Source organism: Ramlibacter sp. WS9 (assembly GCF_003797765.1).
GTDB lineage: Bacteria > Pseudomonadota > Gammaproteobacteria > Burkholderiales > Burkholderiaceae_C > Ramlibacter.
In genome coordinates, this window is sequence record NZ_RKMB01000015.1 from 1 (window position 1) to 14,529 (window position 14,529).

Annotated in this window: 15 protein-coding genes; 11 read left to right on the forward strand and 4 right to left on the reverse strand. The window is 64.3% G+C overall.

What is annotated here, in order from left to right; translation table 11 throughout:
* The first annotated feature begins 221 nt into the window (after positions 1-221).
* Positions 222-581: a hypothetical protein gene (locus tag EEB15_RS20640; RefSeq protein ID WP_141511776.1), complete on the forward strand. Its 360-nt coding sequence runs from the start codon at positions 222-224 to the stop codon at positions 579-581.
* 25 nt (positions 582-606) lie between these two features.
* Here EEB15_RS20640 and EEB15_RS20645 read toward each other — a convergent pair whose 3' ends face one another.
* Positions 607-2,649 carry a transcriptional regulator gene (locus EEB15_RS20645; RefSeq protein WP_233259562.1) on the reverse strand — a complete coding sequence of 681 codons (2,043 nt, stop codon included), beginning with the start codon at positions 2,647-2,649 and terminating at the stop codon, positions 607-609.
* Between the two features lie 86 nt (positions 2,650-2,735).
* On the opposite strand from EEB15_RS20645, the gene EEB15_RS20650 reads away from it, so the two are divergent.
* Together EEB15_RS20650 and EEB15_RS20655 are read left to right on the forward strand one after the other, a co-directional pair.
* Complete coding sequence (locus EEB15_RS20650; protein ID WP_141511777.1) at positions 2,736-3,593, forward strand: class I SAM-dependent methyltransferase; 858 nt, start codon at positions 2,736-2,738, stop codon at positions 3,591-3,593.
* A gap of 26 nt (positions 3,594-3,619) precedes the next feature.
* On the forward strand, positions 3,620-5,290 hold the full coding sequence (locus EEB15_RS20655) for a DUF3455 domain-containing protein (protein ID WP_158290177.1): 1,671 nt from the start codon (positions 3,620-3,622) through the stop codon (positions 5,288-5,290).
* A 27-nt stretch (positions 5,291-5,317) separates the two neighbouring features.
* Here EEB15_RS20655 and EEB15_RS20660 read toward each other — a convergent pair whose 3' ends face one another.
* Entirely contained in the window at positions 5,318-6,136 is an 819-nt protein-coding gene (locus EEB15_RS20660; protein WP_199236585.1) for a class I SAM-dependent methyltransferase, read from the reverse strand.
* A gap of 88 nt (positions 6,137-6,224) precedes the next feature.
* Between EEB15_RS20660 and EEB15_RS20665 the strand changes: the two genes are divergently transcribed.
* Positions 6,225-6,602: a hypothetical protein gene (locus EEB15_RS20665; protein ID WP_141511778.1), complete on the forward strand. Its 378-nt coding sequence runs from the start codon at positions 6,225-6,227 to the stop codon at positions 6,600-6,602.
* Positions 6,603-6,617: 15 nt separating this feature from the next.
* Here EEB15_RS20665 and EEB15_RS20670 read toward each other — a convergent pair whose 3' ends face one another.
* The gene (locus EEB15_RS20670; protein ID WP_141511779.1) at positions 6,618-7,241 is read right to left on the reverse strand and encodes a hypothetical protein; all 624 of its coding nucleotides are present in this window, start codon (positions 7,239-7,241) and stop codon (positions 6,618-6,620) included.
* Positions 7,242-7,323: 82 nt separating this feature from the next.
* On the opposite strand from EEB15_RS20670, the gene EEB15_RS20675 reads away from it, so the two are divergent.
* Positions 7,324-7,575: a hypothetical protein gene (locus EEB15_RS20675; RefSeq protein WP_141511780.1), complete on the forward strand. Its 252-nt coding sequence runs from the start codon at positions 7,324-7,326 to the stop codon at positions 7,573-7,575.
* 280 nt (positions 7,576-7,855) lie between these two features.
* Here the strand turns inward: EEB15_RS20675 and EEB15_RS33740 are convergent, their stop codons facing one another.
* The gene (locus tag EEB15_RS33740) at positions 7,856-8,071 is read right to left on the reverse strand and encodes a hypothetical protein (protein ID WP_158290178.1); all 216 of its coding nucleotides are present in this window, start codon (positions 8,069-8,071) and stop codon (positions 7,856-7,858) included.
* Between the two features lie 83 nt (positions 8,072-8,154).
* Between EEB15_RS33740 and EEB15_RS33745 the strand changes: the two genes are divergently transcribed.
* The 6 genes from EEB15_RS33745 to EEB15_RS20705 all read left to right on the forward strand — a co-directional run bounded on the left by EEB15_RS33745 (position 8,155) and on the right by EEB15_RS20705 (position 14,329).
* Entirely contained in the window at positions 8,155-8,682 is a 528-nt protein-coding gene (locus tag EEB15_RS33745; RefSeq protein ID WP_158290179.1) for a hypothetical protein, read from the forward strand.
* Between the two features lie 52 nt (positions 8,683-8,734).
* The gene (locus EEB15_RS20685; protein ID WP_141511781.1) at positions 8,735-9,991 is read left to right on the forward strand and encodes a hypothetical protein; all 1,257 of its coding nucleotides are present in this window, start codon (positions 8,735-8,737) and stop codon (positions 9,989-9,991) included.
* 83 nt (positions 9,992-10,074) lie between these two features.
* Positions 10,075-10,827: a hypothetical protein gene (locus EEB15_RS20690; protein WP_158290180.1), complete on the forward strand. Its 753-nt coding sequence runs from the start codon at positions 10,075-10,077 to the stop codon at positions 10,825-10,827.
* A gap of 145 nt (positions 10,828-10,972) precedes the next feature.
* Entirely contained in the window at positions 10,973-11,836 is an 864-nt protein-coding gene (locus EEB15_RS20695; protein ID WP_141511783.1) for a restriction endonuclease, read from the forward strand.
* 183 nt (positions 11,837-12,019) lie between these two features.
* On the forward strand, positions 12,020-12,919 hold the full coding sequence (locus EEB15_RS20700) for a hypothetical protein (protein ID WP_141511784.1): 900 nt from the start codon (positions 12,020-12,022) through the stop codon (positions 12,917-12,919).
* A gap of 138 nt (positions 12,920-13,057) precedes the next feature.
* Positions 13,058-14,329, forward strand: a complete 1,272-nt coding sequence (locus EEB15_RS20705; RefSeq protein WP_141511785.1) for an IS256 family transposase — start codon at positions 13,058-13,060, stop codon at positions 14,327-14,329.
* The last annotated feature ends 200 nt before the right edge of the window (positions 14,330-14,529 follow it).

Below are 14,529 nucleotides of genomic sequence, written 5' to 3' on the forward strand. Positions count from 1 at the left end.
GGTTGGCGTTGCGGCGGGGGCGAGGGCGGGTGCTGCGGGCGGCAACTGCCTGACGCGACGAGCGTGAAGTTCAGCGACTCGGGGCTAACGATCTTTTACACCACGGCCGAGAAGTTTGGCTGTAAGCGGCATCGCGACGCGGCGACTCATTGGCCGGACAGGCGGGATTTGAGCGAAGCCCGCCCCGCCCTCGATCGCAACCCCCGCTCAAGGAGATTCTCATGGCCCGCAATATCGCATCCTCCCTCTTCACTGGCATCGCTACCGTGGCCGTTGCCGCCGCAGCAGCCATCTCCGCCGGCAACAGCTACGCGGACGACATCACCATCGACACCATGCCCGCCGTGCTGTCCGCCCCCCACATGGTCATCAAGGCCCAAGTGCTCCCGGCCACCGACGAATGGACGCTGCAGCACAACCGGGCGTCGCTGCCCCAGAGCGGCTTTACCGCCGCGAAAGCCAAGGCGGACTATGCCGCCGCTCGCGATGAAGTGAGGGCGCTCAACGCGGAAGACAGCGGGGCGGCCTATTTCAAGATGCCCAGCCGCGCCACCAGTGTCATGGGAGCGCCGGCGCGCTGACCGATCGCCGCGGCTCAAGCGACCTTCACCGCGTCGCGACGAGCGCGGCGGCCTTGCGCAGCAGCGCCTCTACATCGCCGCCCATCCGGAACGCGAGCAGTAGATCCTCTACGCTGTAGCGCGCTTCCGTTCGCTGGATCGCCTGCGCGTATTCCTTTGCTTCAGGCATGCGTCCGGCCAAGGCCAGGCTGCACATGGCGATCGCGCGGATGTGGATATGCGCGTTCGGGCGCGACGCAGATCGCACACCAAAGTCGGCCGCCTCCTCGAATCGGCCCAGCCGCAGCAATGCCAAAGCCTTCGAAGCGAGCATGCCGAACAGCAGCGGGTCCATCGGGCTCAAGTCGCGCGCATGGTCGGATTCGGTGATCGCGATCGTTGGGTCGCCGGACTGCGCATGCACGAACCCCAGCGTGTAGTGCCCCAGCGCGAAGTTGGGGCTCAGGTCAACGGCGGCACGCAGTTCCTGGAGCGCTTGATCCTGCTTGTGCTGCAGCCACATTGCGCGCCCCAGGGACCAGTGGGCGGCCGGGTCCCGTTCGTCGGCCATCAGCCCTTCGCTGGCCGCACCATAGGCGAGCCCGATCGACGCCTCGCGGTCTCGCCAGCCCAGGAAGGCGTCTTGGAAATGCGTGAACGAAATGCCGGCATGGGGCCGTGCAAACGTAGGGTCGAGCCGCACCGCGGTCTGGAAGAAGTGCCGGGCCTGATCGTTGTCTTCGCGAGTGAACCGCACCATGTGCCACAGGCCGCGATGGTGCGCTTCCCATGCATTGAGCGAGTTGGGGTTCTTGAGGATGGCCCGGTTGCGCTCGGCCACTTCGACCTGGTTGGCGATGCTGGTGACAATGCGGTTGCCCACCTGGTCGAGCACCTCGAAGGTGTCGTCCAGCCGCACCTGGAATTCTTCTGCCCACACCACCTGGGCCGTGCGGGTTTCGGTCAGCTGCACCGACACCTGCAATTGCGCATTGGCCCCACGGCGCAGCGAACCGCTGGCCACATAGTCCACGTTGAGGCGGCGGCCCACATCCTGCGAGTCGACGTGCCGTTCGGACAGCGCGAACATCGTGCCTTCCGCAATGACGAACATGCTGCGCAGCTTCGACAGCCGCGTGATGATGTCGTGCGCCATCCCGTCGCCCACGCCACCGCGCAGCGCGACACCAGGCGTGCGGTCGACGAAGGGCATCACCGCGAGCGAGGCTCGCTTGGCCACGGCGATTGGCGGCTCGGGCGGCACCACGGCCGCAGTCTCGATCACCAGCGCCGACCCTGAAATCTTCACCCCGGCATGTCGCGCCTTGGCCGCGCGCCAAGCGAACGCGAGGTGTGCCCAATCTTGTCCCTCGGCTTCGTGCTGCCGCGCGGCCGCGGCCAGGTGCTCGTCGCCCTCGCGCAGGCGGTTGCGCAGGGCCAAACTTTCCAGCAGCCCTTCATGCGCGCGCCGGTCGAACGGCGCAAGCGCGAGCCAGCGCTCCAGTGCAGCCAACGCTATGTCGCTGTCAGCGGGCAGCGCCTGCACCCAGTGCTCCAGCACGGCGGCGTGGGCGGCACGCAGACGGCGCCGCTCGGCCACCAGCCAGCTGCTGAACGTCGGGCTGCGGGGCAGATCCAGCCCTTCCAGAAATTCATCGTGGCCGAACAGGGCGGCCAGCGCCTCAAGCCGGTCGACAGGAAGTGACGCGAGCCCGTGCCGCAGCGCGGCCTGCACCTCGAGCGCGTCCACGCTGCAATCGGAGAGATCGACGGCCACTGCGTCGCCGTCAGTCAGCACACGCGCGCGGCCCGGTTCGTCGAGCACCGTGCGCAGCTTGCTCAGACACCAGCGCAATTCGCCTTTCGGATCGCTCGGCAGGTCGAACAGCATTTCGCACAGTGCGCTGCGCGTTGGCGGCCGCGCGGCCATCACCAGGTAGGCGAGCAGGGCGCGGACTTTGCGCGAGGGCGGCAGCGCCAACCCCCCGCCCGCACGGCTGACCGCCAGCGGCCCGAGCAGCCGCAGCGTCAACCCGGCAGCCGGGCGTGTTTCGTTTTGTTGCGCTTGCGCGAGTGATTCCACGGTCATTCCCACGCGGGCTCCCACGCCCACTGCAACGCTTGCCGCAGACAGTTCAGGCCTCGCAACTTCATTTTCTCTTAAGGAGCCTTGACATGACCTCTTCCTCCTCCATCGCCACCGCGCCGCAAACCGCTGGCGCCCCGGCCCCCGACTTCAACGCCATCAAGACCCGTCAGAAGGCCGCCTGGGCTTCCGGCGACTATGCCGTGGTCGGCACCACCTTGCAAATCGTCGGCGAGACGCTGTGCGAAGCCGCCGACCTGCGCGCCGGCCAGCGCGTGCTGGACGTTGCCGCCGGCAACGGCAACGCCACACTGGCGGCCGCGCGCCGCTGGTGCGAAGTGACCTCCACCGACTACGTGCCGGCCCTGCTCGAGCGCGGCCGGGAGCGCGCCGCCGCCGAGCGGCTGCACGGCGTCGACTTCCGTGAGGCCGATGCCGAAGCGTTGCCGTTCGACGACGCCAGCTTCGACGCCGTGCTGTCCACCTTCGGTGTCATGTTCACGCCCAACCCGGCGCGCGCCGCTTCGGAACTGCTGCGCGTTTGCCGCCCCGGCGGCAAGATCGCCATGGCCAACTGGACGCCCGAGAGCCTGATCGGCCAGGTGTTCAAGACGCTCGGCAAGTATGTGCCGCCGCCCGCCGGTGTCACGTCGCCCGCACTGTGGGGCACCCGCGTGCGCAACGTCGAGCTGTTCGAGGCCGGCGCTTCGAACATCGTCACCGAAACGCGGCAGTTCAACTTCCGCTACCGCTCGCCCGAGCACATGCTGGAAGTCTTCCGCGGCTACTACGGCCCCATCCTCAAGGCTTTCGCCGCGCTGGACGAAGACAAGCAGCACGCGCTGGCCGAAGACCTCATCGGCCTGATGAACCAGTTCAACCGCGGCGGCCACGGCGGCCTGGTGGTGCCGAGCGACTACCTCGAAATCGTCATCACCCGCCGCTGAACCCCACCCATCCCAAGGAGCCAAACATGAATTTCAACTACCCACTCTCCGCGGCTGCTCTTGCCGCCGCCATCCTCGCCGGCGCAGCGGCCGACGCGCATGCCGATGCCGTGACCGACTGGAACACCACTGCGGGCGACGTGATCGTGCAGGCCAAGATCGGCACGCCGCCCGCCGTGCGCATCATGGCCATCGTGCAGACCGCCGTGCACGAAGCCGTGTCGGGGGTGCAGCTGGTGCACGCCGGCGAAGGAGTCGACGTCGCATCTGAAGCGGCAGTGGCCGCGGCCAATCGCGCGGCGCTGGCCAAGCTGCTGCCCCAGCAGGCGGCCGCCATCGACGGTGCCTACCAGAAGGCCATCGCCAAGCTGGGCGACAGCGCCGGCAAGACGGCCGGCATCGCCGCCGGCGAACAGGCTGCCGCTCGCGTGCTGGCCTGGCGCGCGGACGATGGCGCAGCCGGCGCCGATGCGTACCGCCCGCACACCACGCCGGGCGCTTACGTGCCGACGGCCGGCGTGGCCACGCCCCACTGGCCGCAGCGCAAGACCTGGCTGATGCAAAGCGCTTCGCAGTTCCGCCCCGGCCCGCCGCCGGCGCTGGGCAGCGCGCAATGGGCGCGCGACTACAACGAGGTGAAGGCGCTGGGCAGCAAGGCCAGCAAGCAACGCACGCCCGAGCAGACCGAAGTGGCGAAGTTCTGGGAGTTCTCTCTGCCGCCCATCTACTTTTCGGTGGCCAAGTCCGTGGCGCAGGCGCCCGGCCGCAATCTGGCGCAGAACGCGCGCCTGCTGGCCGCCACCAGCCAGGCGATGGACGACGCGGTCATCGCGGTGATGGACGCCAAATACCACTACGGCTTCTGGCGCCCCGTCACGGCCATCCGAAACGGTGACCGAGACGACAACCCCGCTACCGAAGTCGAGACCGGCTGGAGCCCCCTCATCGACAACCCCGGCCATCCGGAATACCCCAGCGCGCACAGCATCCTGGCCGCCGCCGTGGGTGAGTTGCTGAAGGCAGAAGTCGGTTCCGGCCGCATGCCCGAGCTGGTGACCAGCAGCCCCACCGCCAACGGCGCCACGCGCCGCTGGAGCAGCGCCGACGCTTTCATGAAGGAAGTGGCCGACGCCCGCGTGTGGGAAGGCATTCACTTCCGCACGTCGACCGACGTGGGCCTGGCCATGGGCAAGCGCATCGGCGCGCTGGCGGCAACGAAGGTTGCGCAGTCGCCCGCGACGGCCGCCGTGCCGCAAGTGCTGGCGCCGAAAGGCGAACAGAAGCTGATGGAGAGCATCGCCGCGCGCGGAAAGCAGATCTATGAGTGCGTCGATGACGTCGCCGCCGCCGGCGGTGCGAAGTGGGTATTCGTCGCACCCCAGGCCGACTTGTATGACCGGACCGGCGCAACCATCGGCACGCACTACCACGGCCCGCACTGGGAAGCCGCCGACGGCAGCAAGATCGTTGGCGCGATGCAAGCCCGCGCCGACGCACCGCAAGCAGGCGCGATCCCCTGGCTGCTGCTCTCCGCGAAGTCCACGGGTCCGGCACTGGGCCGGTTCGCCAAGGTGAGCAGCGTCCAGCGGATCAACACGATCGGCGGCGCGATTGCGTTGACCGTCTGCGACAAGAGCACCGTCGGCCTGACAGCCACCGTGCCCTACAGCGCGGACTACCTGATGTACGGAACCTGATGGACGATGGAGGCCGGCGGCGGGGCGTCAGGGCTTGACGAACTTCAACACGAATTCGTCCTTGGGCATGGCGGGCACCGGCGTGTTGCGGTCCCGCGGATCGGCCGGGTTGCGCATGAAGTTGCCCACCTCCACGAGCCGGAAGCCCGCCGCCTCCACCTCTTGCTTGACGAACGCTTCTTCGATGCGATGCAGCGTGCCCGATTCTGAAATGCCGGTGCCCGGCCGTCCCGAGTGATCGGCGATCACGTAGATGCCGCCCCGCTTCAATGCTTTGAAGAGGGCGGCATTGGTGCGTGTTCGGTCCACACCCATGTGGCCGAAGTCGTGATAGTTGAACATCAGCGTGACCAGGTCCAGCGCGCCTGCCGCCACCTCGGGCGGCACCGGGTCTTCGAACGGGCGCTGTACGGCGGTGATGTTGGTGATGGTGCGCACCCGCTCCGCGAGCGTGGGCATCACGGGCACCGCGGATGCCTGCGCCGGCGCAGGTGCGGCCTGGCCCTCGGGCTGCGCGGGCGCTGCCGCGTTTTCTCGCGGTGGCGGGCGTTGGCCGTACACCTTGCCCGTCGGCCCGACAGCGCGTGCGATGAGCTCAGTGGTGTAGCCGCGCCCCGCGCTCACATCGAGTGCCGTCATGCCGGGCCGCACGCCGATGAAGGCCAGCATCTCCACGGGTTTGCGGCGCTCGTCGTTGACGCGATCGCCCGGTGAGCGATCGGGCGCGTTGACGAGGGCAGCGGCCTGTGAAGGCGAAATGCCGGAAGGCGCCGACGCGCAGGCGCCCAGCAAAGCGGCAAAGGCGAGGGCGAGGGCGGCAAGACTGCGTGGGCGGATGGGGTTCATCCGCGCATTATTGCGCTGGCCGGGCCTTGACAGAAGCCGCAGCCCGCTCGATTCTTCGCGTGCCGCATCAGCGGCGGAGGAGACACTCATGAAATCACCCGCGTTCACCATCAAGGTGTTCGGCGTCTACGTCGTCCTGACCGGCATCACCCTGCTGCTCATCCCCAATGTGATGATGTCGATGCTGGGCGCGCCGGAAGCGAAGGACGTCTACGTGCGCGTACTGGGCGCGCTGGCCATCGTCGTCGGCTACTACTACTGGGCCTGCGGCGTGGGCGGGGCGACGGCCTTCTTCAAGGCCACCATTCCCGGGCGTCTGCTGTTCTTCGCATTGGGTGTGTCGCTGGTCCTGTTGGCAGGAGCCCACCCCACGCTGATCGGCTTTGGCCTGGTGGATGTGGCGGGCGCGGCGTGGACGTGGATGGCCCTGCGCGCGACGGGCGCCGGGAGCCTGAACGCGGCCTGAGGCGCCAGCCGGCCGTCAGTCGAACGGCAGGCAGTCCGCAAAGGCCAGGTGCGCACGGGTGGTGACATCGACCAGCGCCTGATTGCCCGAGAGCGTCGCCAACAGGCGGTAAGCCATGTGCATCAGCCCATTCGAGTTGCGGATCAACTGCTCGGCGAGGGGCTGAGGGAAGTAGCCCTGCGCGACGCGCTGCAAGGGGTGCAAGCCGGCATGCACGTACGAGTTGAGGCCCCTTCGCGAAAGATCGTCGAACTGCTGAAGCGGGCCGACCAATGCCGCCGGCGCCGTGGCGGCCAGCGTTTCCAGCATGTGGGCCGCGCCGGCCACGTTCTTGGCCCGTTGGGCCGAGTCCTCGTCAAGTGCGGCGGACAGTTTCTCCACTTCGAAGTCCGAGGCGGCGTGCAATAGCCAGGCGCCACGTAGCAAAGCCTCGTACTGCAGGCGAACCAGCGCCGTCGCGGAGTTGGACGCGTTCCGCTCGAAGGCAACCCGCACCATGGTCGCGTGTTCGAGCGAGAGCTGGCAAGCGGCGGCACATGCCCGCAACCGGGGCGATTCATCGACCAGCACCAGGCCGCTTCGAAACGAAGCGGCCAGGGCGTCTTGAAATTCACCAGAACGTTTGATCAGGGTTTTCACTGAGCCATTGTGCCTAGCAAACCCAAAATACGGCACAGAACGCCCGGTGACATTCTGTTACGTCTGGGTGTAGAGTGCCCAGATGGCACCCTCCAGCCAGATTTTCCAGGCATGGCGTGAAGCGGATCGCGCGGCGCTCAAGATGGAGCTTGAGTTCGCGCAGGCATGCATGCGGGAAATGCCGGGCGATCCGCCGGAATCGTGGGAAGAGCGTCGCCAGAAGCTGCATGAAATCCGCGAACGCGCCCATGAACTGTTCGTCCTCGCAATGGAGGACATGACGCGGCGTGCGAACGATGCTGCGGCGTGCAGGCGGAGATGCTCGAGGAAATAGGCCGAGATACCGCTCTGGCTTGATGCCCATGGCACTGCGCTGAAAAATTGGGAACTAATGCTCAGAAGCCTTCGCCTGCTTCTTAAGAGTTTATTAAGCGCGATACCGCGATGTCGTGCCCACGACCTGGCGACCCTACACTCCGCCGGCCTCGCGAGGATCGACGAGGCACAGTGCCCAACGTAGCAGCATTGGTGGGCGAACTCCAAGACCTGATCAAACCAAAATTGAGTTTTTACGATGAAGAATTCCAGAGCTAAGCAATTTGCTTTTGTATGCCTCATGTCGAGCGTGCTCGCCGCCTGTGGAGGTGGAGATGACTCTGCACCTGAACCAGCATCTGCACCCGCACCCGCACCCGCACCCGCACCCGCACCGGGACAAGCACCGGCACCGGCCCCGGCCCCGGCACCGGGGCAAGCACCTGCACCTGCACCGGCACCTGCACCGGCACCGGCACCGGCACCTGCACCGGCACCTGCACCTGCACCTGCACCGGCACCTGCGACCGGTACTGGGGCCGACTGCTTCAATCTGGCGCACTACACGCCGGGGAACACCTTCGAGTGGAGCTATGACATGGTTGGCGGCGCCGGTTCTGCGACGTTGATGACACGCCGGACAGTGGGCGCGCCCATCACTTTCAATGGCGTGGCCAACGTTCTGCCGATCAACTTCACGAACGTCGTCACCGTGAATGGCTCCAGCGTCACATCCAACAACACGCTTTATCAGCGGGTCGAAGGCACCGACGTGATTTCCTACGGAACATCGTTCATGCAGCCTGGCCCCGCGGGGCAAGGTGAGGTGAAAACGACTTACAACCCTCCAGTGCGCGACCGGAGTGCCAGCCTGGCTGTCGGCGAAAGCCAGAACCTGGTCTACAACGAAATCACCCAACTTTCCGCGACAGCAACCACGTCTAACAGCTATACCTCGCAAATAACCTATCTCGGTCAGGAAGCAACTTCAGTACCCGCGGGCAGCTTCGATGCTTGCAAATTTCAGAACGCGATGGCCGGAACCACAACGACAGGCTGGACTGCGAAAGGCTCAGGCGTGCTGGTACGCAGCGTCAACAGCGAAGGCACTCTCCAGCTGAAGTAGTGCAGGCTTGAGGCCCCCGCACCCGATACACTCCACGGCGAGGGGGACCGCCATGCATATCGTGCTCGTGCTGCTTGTCGCAGCAATCGTCGTCTATGTGTTATTTCGCTTCTGGGGCCAGCGCGCCGCCGTCAGTGACCTGGGCGTCGACCGTACCGCGCGCAAGCTGGCCTTTCTTTCCAATGGGCAGCTGTTTCACCGCGACGTGGGCGGCGAGCCCGTGGCGCTGGAGAGCCTCTTCATCAAGGAACAGCTCGAGCGCCGGGACCGCGCCGCGCAGCGCCACGGCTGGAAAGAGGGCACGGCGTTCAACATCGCGTCAGGCGGCGGCCGCCGGGGCTACGACACGCCGGAAACGCCCATCAACGTGACGAGCGCGGCCTTCGAACCTTCGGGCAGCCTTCTGTACGCGCTGAAAGACCAGACCGTGGGCGGCCTCTTCCGGCGCGACGCGGAATCGGGCCGGGAGCTGCGCCTGATGCTCAAGCCGGCCATGCACATCTCCGACCTGGCCGTGTCCGCCGACGGCGCGCGCATCGCGGCCGCTTCGCACTACAAAGCCGGCAAAGCGAACATCGTCGTCATGGACAACGAAGGCAACGGCATGCGCGAAGTGACCGGGGGCGACACCGAAGACGGCGCCCCGGCGTGGATCCCCGGCGTGCCGAACCGGCTGTTGTTCCAGTCGTCCGGCTTCGCGCGCAACGAGCAGGGCTACATCATTGCGCAGGGGCCGATGAGCATCCAGACGCTGGACATGGAGTCGAACTCCGTGGCGCCCATCGTGGACGACCCGAGGTTCGACCACTTGAGGCCGCGCGTGTCGAAGGACGGCTACCTGCACTACATCCGCAGGCCGTACGAGATGCCGAGCTACACCCCGAAGAACGCGTTGCTCGACACGTTGCTGTTCCCCTTCCGCCTGCTGCGCGCGGTGTTCCATTACCTCAACTTCTTCTCGTTGATGTACACACGCAAGCCGCTCACCAGCGCATCCGGCCCCAAGGTGGAGGCCGACTGGAAGAACATTCTGGTGCAGGGCAAGCGCATCGATGCGGAGAAGGCGCTGCGCGAAGCGCGGGCCGTGCACGGTGTGCCGTCGCTGGTGCCGGCGGATTGGCAACTGGTGCGGCGCAGCCCGAATGGCGCGGAACAGGTGCTGGCGAGCAGCGTTGCCTCTTACGACATCGGCGCTGACGGGGCGGTGGTCTATACCAATGGGCGTGGGGTGTTTGCGATCGAGCCGGATGGGGTGACGCGGCTGGCGGTTACCGCGGGGGTGGTGAATGATGTGATGGCGGCTGGGTGACGAATACAGCCTCGACTACGCGTCGCGTCTGGAAATGGCTGGCGCCCTTCAATCTTCAACGAGTCTATTCAATGAGGTTGTCTTTGCTATTCAATCTGCGCAAGTCTGCGATTCTTCTTTGTGCTCTGGGTTCATCTGCATACGCTGCCTCCAACTCGACAGATCCGAATGACTTGCAGGCACCGAGAGAAATCACCTGCGTCCATTTAGCTGAACCTCTTGAACTCACAGCGCTATATGGCTCCTTCAATGTCCAGTGGACTACCAGGCTCGAGAAAGGTCCCTACTGGTCAGAGAAGGTTGACGCCGATGGAACCTACTTTCGGGCGCCTATAGGCGGGGTTTCAGTCAGAGGAAAAAGCGGAGGCGCTTTCCCTGGCCAACCCACCACAACGGACGGCGGCTTCTACGTTCCCAACAATGCGGCCAAGCCCATCACCTTGTATTCGTACTTTTCAACCGAGCCGGTGTCCCCCCAAATTACCCAGGCTTCAAGCTGCACGGAAGTGGCATTTGTGAAGGACACCAACAGCAAGAAGGTTGACTTGGTCGCCTTGACAACTGGTGGAGCAATCGGCGGTGCAGTTGGAGGAGCACTTGGCACCAGCCTAGCGCGGGGCAGCACGGTTAGCGTGGGTCAGGCGGCCGGTACGGGTGCAGCAGGAGGGGCAATCGGGACATTTTTGATTGGTGCAATCATCAATGCAGGCGTCGGGAAAATTGTGTGGATTCAACCGCCAATAAAGGATGCGCAGTTTCTCGACAAGTTGAAGGCATTGGCAGACAAAAGAGTGGGGGTAGGGGAGGCGCAGCTCACTATTGCGCCGGCGAAGTAAGAGGTGTCCCTGAGCATAGAGGGGGTTCAAGGAAGTAGCGCGCGCGCCTCGAGGATGTTTCGCTGGCGTTGGCGTTGAGATCCGACCAATAATCCTCTCAAAAGGCTGTGCAGCAGCCAGAACGCATTCAGAAGTAGGGAGGGGTATGGCAAGACGACGCCGTCAAAGTGGCGCTGACGACATTCTTGATCTGGTTGCAATGCTGCCGTGGTGGGCGGGCGTTGCTTTGGCCATCATCAGCTATCTGATTCTCCACCAGCTCGCGGCCACGCCCAAGGTCACTGCGGTGCAGCCGGGCCAGCTGGGCGGAATGGTCACGGGGATGATGTTGGCTGCGTTCGCATCCATCGGCCAATACCTCCTTCCATTTTTCTGCCTGCTCGGCGCCCTCACATCGTTCTTACGACGCCGAAAACGTGAGGGGCTCCTGAACGAAGTGACGAGCGCCAAGGGCGCGGATGCTCTGCACGGAATGTCCTGGCGCGAATTCGAGATGCTTGTCGGCGAAGCGTTCAGGCTTCAAGGCTACGCAGTCACCGAACTCGGTGGTGCCGGCGCCGACGGTGGCGTCGACCTGGTCCTGCGCAAAGGCAACGAGAAATTCCTGGTTCAGTGCAAACAGTGGAAGGCAACCAAAGTCCCCGTGCAGATCATTCGGGAGTTGTACGGCGTCATGGCAGCGCAGGGCGCGGACGGTGGTTTCGTCATCACTGCCGGATCGTTCACGGCCGACGCGAAGGCTTTCGCAGAGGGGCGTAACGTGCAGCTGGTGGACGGCCCACAGCTGTTTGAATTGCTGCGACAGGGCAAAACTGGAGCTAAGGCCCGCGCAGCCAACACGGCGGCCGTGGGCCTAGCGGCACCGTCACCGCCGCCCGCGTCAGAGGTGGCGCCCAGTTGCCCTCTTTGCGAATCCACGATGGTTCGCAGGACGGCGCGTAAGGGCGTGAACGCTGGCTCCAGTTTTTGGGGATGCCCGAAATTTCCCGTTTGCCGGGGGACGCGGTGATGAGGCGATAGGACTTCCAATTCGCGATCTACGCCTGCTCGCTACTGCCGCCGGCGTGCTGGATCGAGAGGGCCGCGAGCATGCTGCTGGATTCGGAGGAGCGCTTCGAGATCGACAATAGTTTCCGCGCGTGGAGGCCCGCATTGAGAAGCTACACTGACTTTCTACGATTCGGAGGAAGCCATGGAGTTCTACAAGACTGCCCAGGGTGCCATTTCGGGGTACCACGAGGCTCTTGGTGCGGGCATCGCTGATGCTTTAAAAACCCTCATGGAGACGAAGCATCTCTATCAGAAGACGGCCGTTGATTCCAGTGCCATTCGAGCGAGCTTTCTACCAAAAGTCGCGAACCATATTAGGGACGAGGCCGTGCAGATGGGCCATTACGCTATAGATGCAGCGGTCGTTGGGTGGATTCCATCCACGAACCAGAAGGAAGTCCTCGGATTCTTCAGCGGCGGCGCCAATGAACCAAAGGTCGTATTCACGCCACCTGACATAAAGGTCTACTGCACGCGTGAATGTCACCGTCTTGAGGCTTTTAATCTGGTGTCCGTCTTCCAAGTTGTTAGGAAGGATGAAAGCAAGAAGCCGCAGCAAATTGAAGAGCTGTATGCGTTCACCTACCGGTGCCAGTCGTGCAAGTCGACGCCCGACGCATTTGTTGTGCGTCGACATGGGGGAAAGCGGGAGCTCACCGGCCGGTCACCGATGGAGCATGTTGAGATTCCAGCAGTCATCCATAAGGACATCGCGAAGTACTATTCCGGTGCGCTGCTCGCGTACCAGTCTGGTCAACATCTTCCGGCACTCTTCATGCTTCGAACTGCGTGCGAGCAATTCGCTCGAAAGTGGGCAGCACCCACCGCCCGGGCAGATGAAGCCATGGACAGGTACATGGCTTCCCTCCCTGAGGCTTTCAAGTCCCACTTCCCATCGCTCAAGGACATCTACTCTCAATTAAGTGCGGACATCCACGGTGCAATCGGCTCCTCGGAGCTGTTCGTTCAGATGACTGAGAAATTGGTCGAGCACTTCGAGGCTCGGCGCCTGTACAAGCTCACCGAGCCGAAAGCAGCTTAGCGACTAGCGGAGAGTGTTGTGGGATGGTCGCTGCCTCTAGTCTCGCAGCGCCGGCATCAGGACAGGCTCCTAAGACCGAATCTTGAGTCTGTCCTGATTTCTGTGTTTGAGGCATAACAATGACCGTCAGGACCATTTATGCCAAGCAGAACAAAGTTGAAGAATGCAGCCATTGCCGCCCGGAGTGCGGCGCTGCCGAAGATCCCCGATGAACTGATCGACCAGTTCGTCACCGGCCCAATGACAGGGGAGGCCGTCAACGCGGCCTCCATGGCCTTCAAGAAGGCCCTCATCGAACGCGCCATGGGCGCGGAGCTGGGGCACCACCTGGGCTACCCCGCCGGCGCTGCCAAGCCCGAGGCGGGGGCCAATCAGCGCAATGGCAGAAGCGCCAAGACCGTGCAAACCGGTGAAGGCCCGGTGCGCATCGAGGTGCCACGCGACCGCGACGGCAGCTTCGAGCCGATCCTCATCCCCAAACACGAGCGGCGCTTCACCGGCTTTGACGACTCCATCATCGCCCTGTATGCGCGCGGCATGACCATGCGCGAGATCCAGGGGTTCCTGCGCGAGACCTACGCCACGGACGTTTCGGCCGAATTCATCAGCAGCGTCACCGAAGCCGTGATGGCCGAGGTCACCACCTGGCGGGCCCGCCCGCTCGAGCCGATGTACCCGGTGGTGTTCTTCGATGCGCTGCGCGTAAAGATCAAGGAAGACGCAGTGGTGCGCAACAAGGCGATCTACCTGGCCCTGGGCGTGCTGCCCGACGGCACGCGCGACATCCTGGGCCTGTGGATCGAAGGCACCGAGGGCGCCAAGTTCTGGATGAAAGTGTTCAACGACCTGAAGACCCGCGGCGTGAACGACATCCTGATCGCCGTCACCGACGGCTTGAAGGGCATGCCCGAAGCGCTGGGCGCGGTGTTCCCGGCCACCACGCTGCAGACTTGCATCGTGCACCTGATCCGCAACAGCCTGGACTACGCCAGCTGGAAGGACCGCAAGACGCTGGCGGCGGCCATCAAGCCCATCTACACGGCTGCCAACGCGGACGCGGCGCAGGCCGAACTCGATGCGTTCGAGCAAGACCCTTGGGGCCAGAAGTTCCCCACGGTGGTGGCCTCCTGGCGCCGGGCCTGGAGCCATGTGATTACGTTCTTCGCCTTCCCGCCGCAGATCAGGCGGGTGATCTACACGACCAATGCGATCGAGAGCATCAACGCGCGCCTGCGCAAGATCATCAAGTCCAGAGGTCACTTCCCCAGCGACGATGCGGCCAGCAAGCTGATCTGGCTGGCCTTGAGAAACATCACGGCCGAATGGGGCCGTGCGGCCCACAACTGGAAGGAGGCGATGAATCAGTTTGCGATCCTCTTCGAAGACCGGTTCGCAAAGACAGCAGCTTAAGATGTACGACCGACTTGACCACCGCGTCGTGCGTTTGTCGCAAGCGACGCCCGCCGCCGTGGACAAGTCTCAGCGCCTCGAACACGAAAATTCAGACAGCCCCCCGTTCGGGTTTCCTCACTGCAAAAGGCCGACTGAAAAGCCTGCCTTTTTTTGCGCGCTGGTGGTGCGTTCGTGGCGCGCCACGAACAACGTCGGGA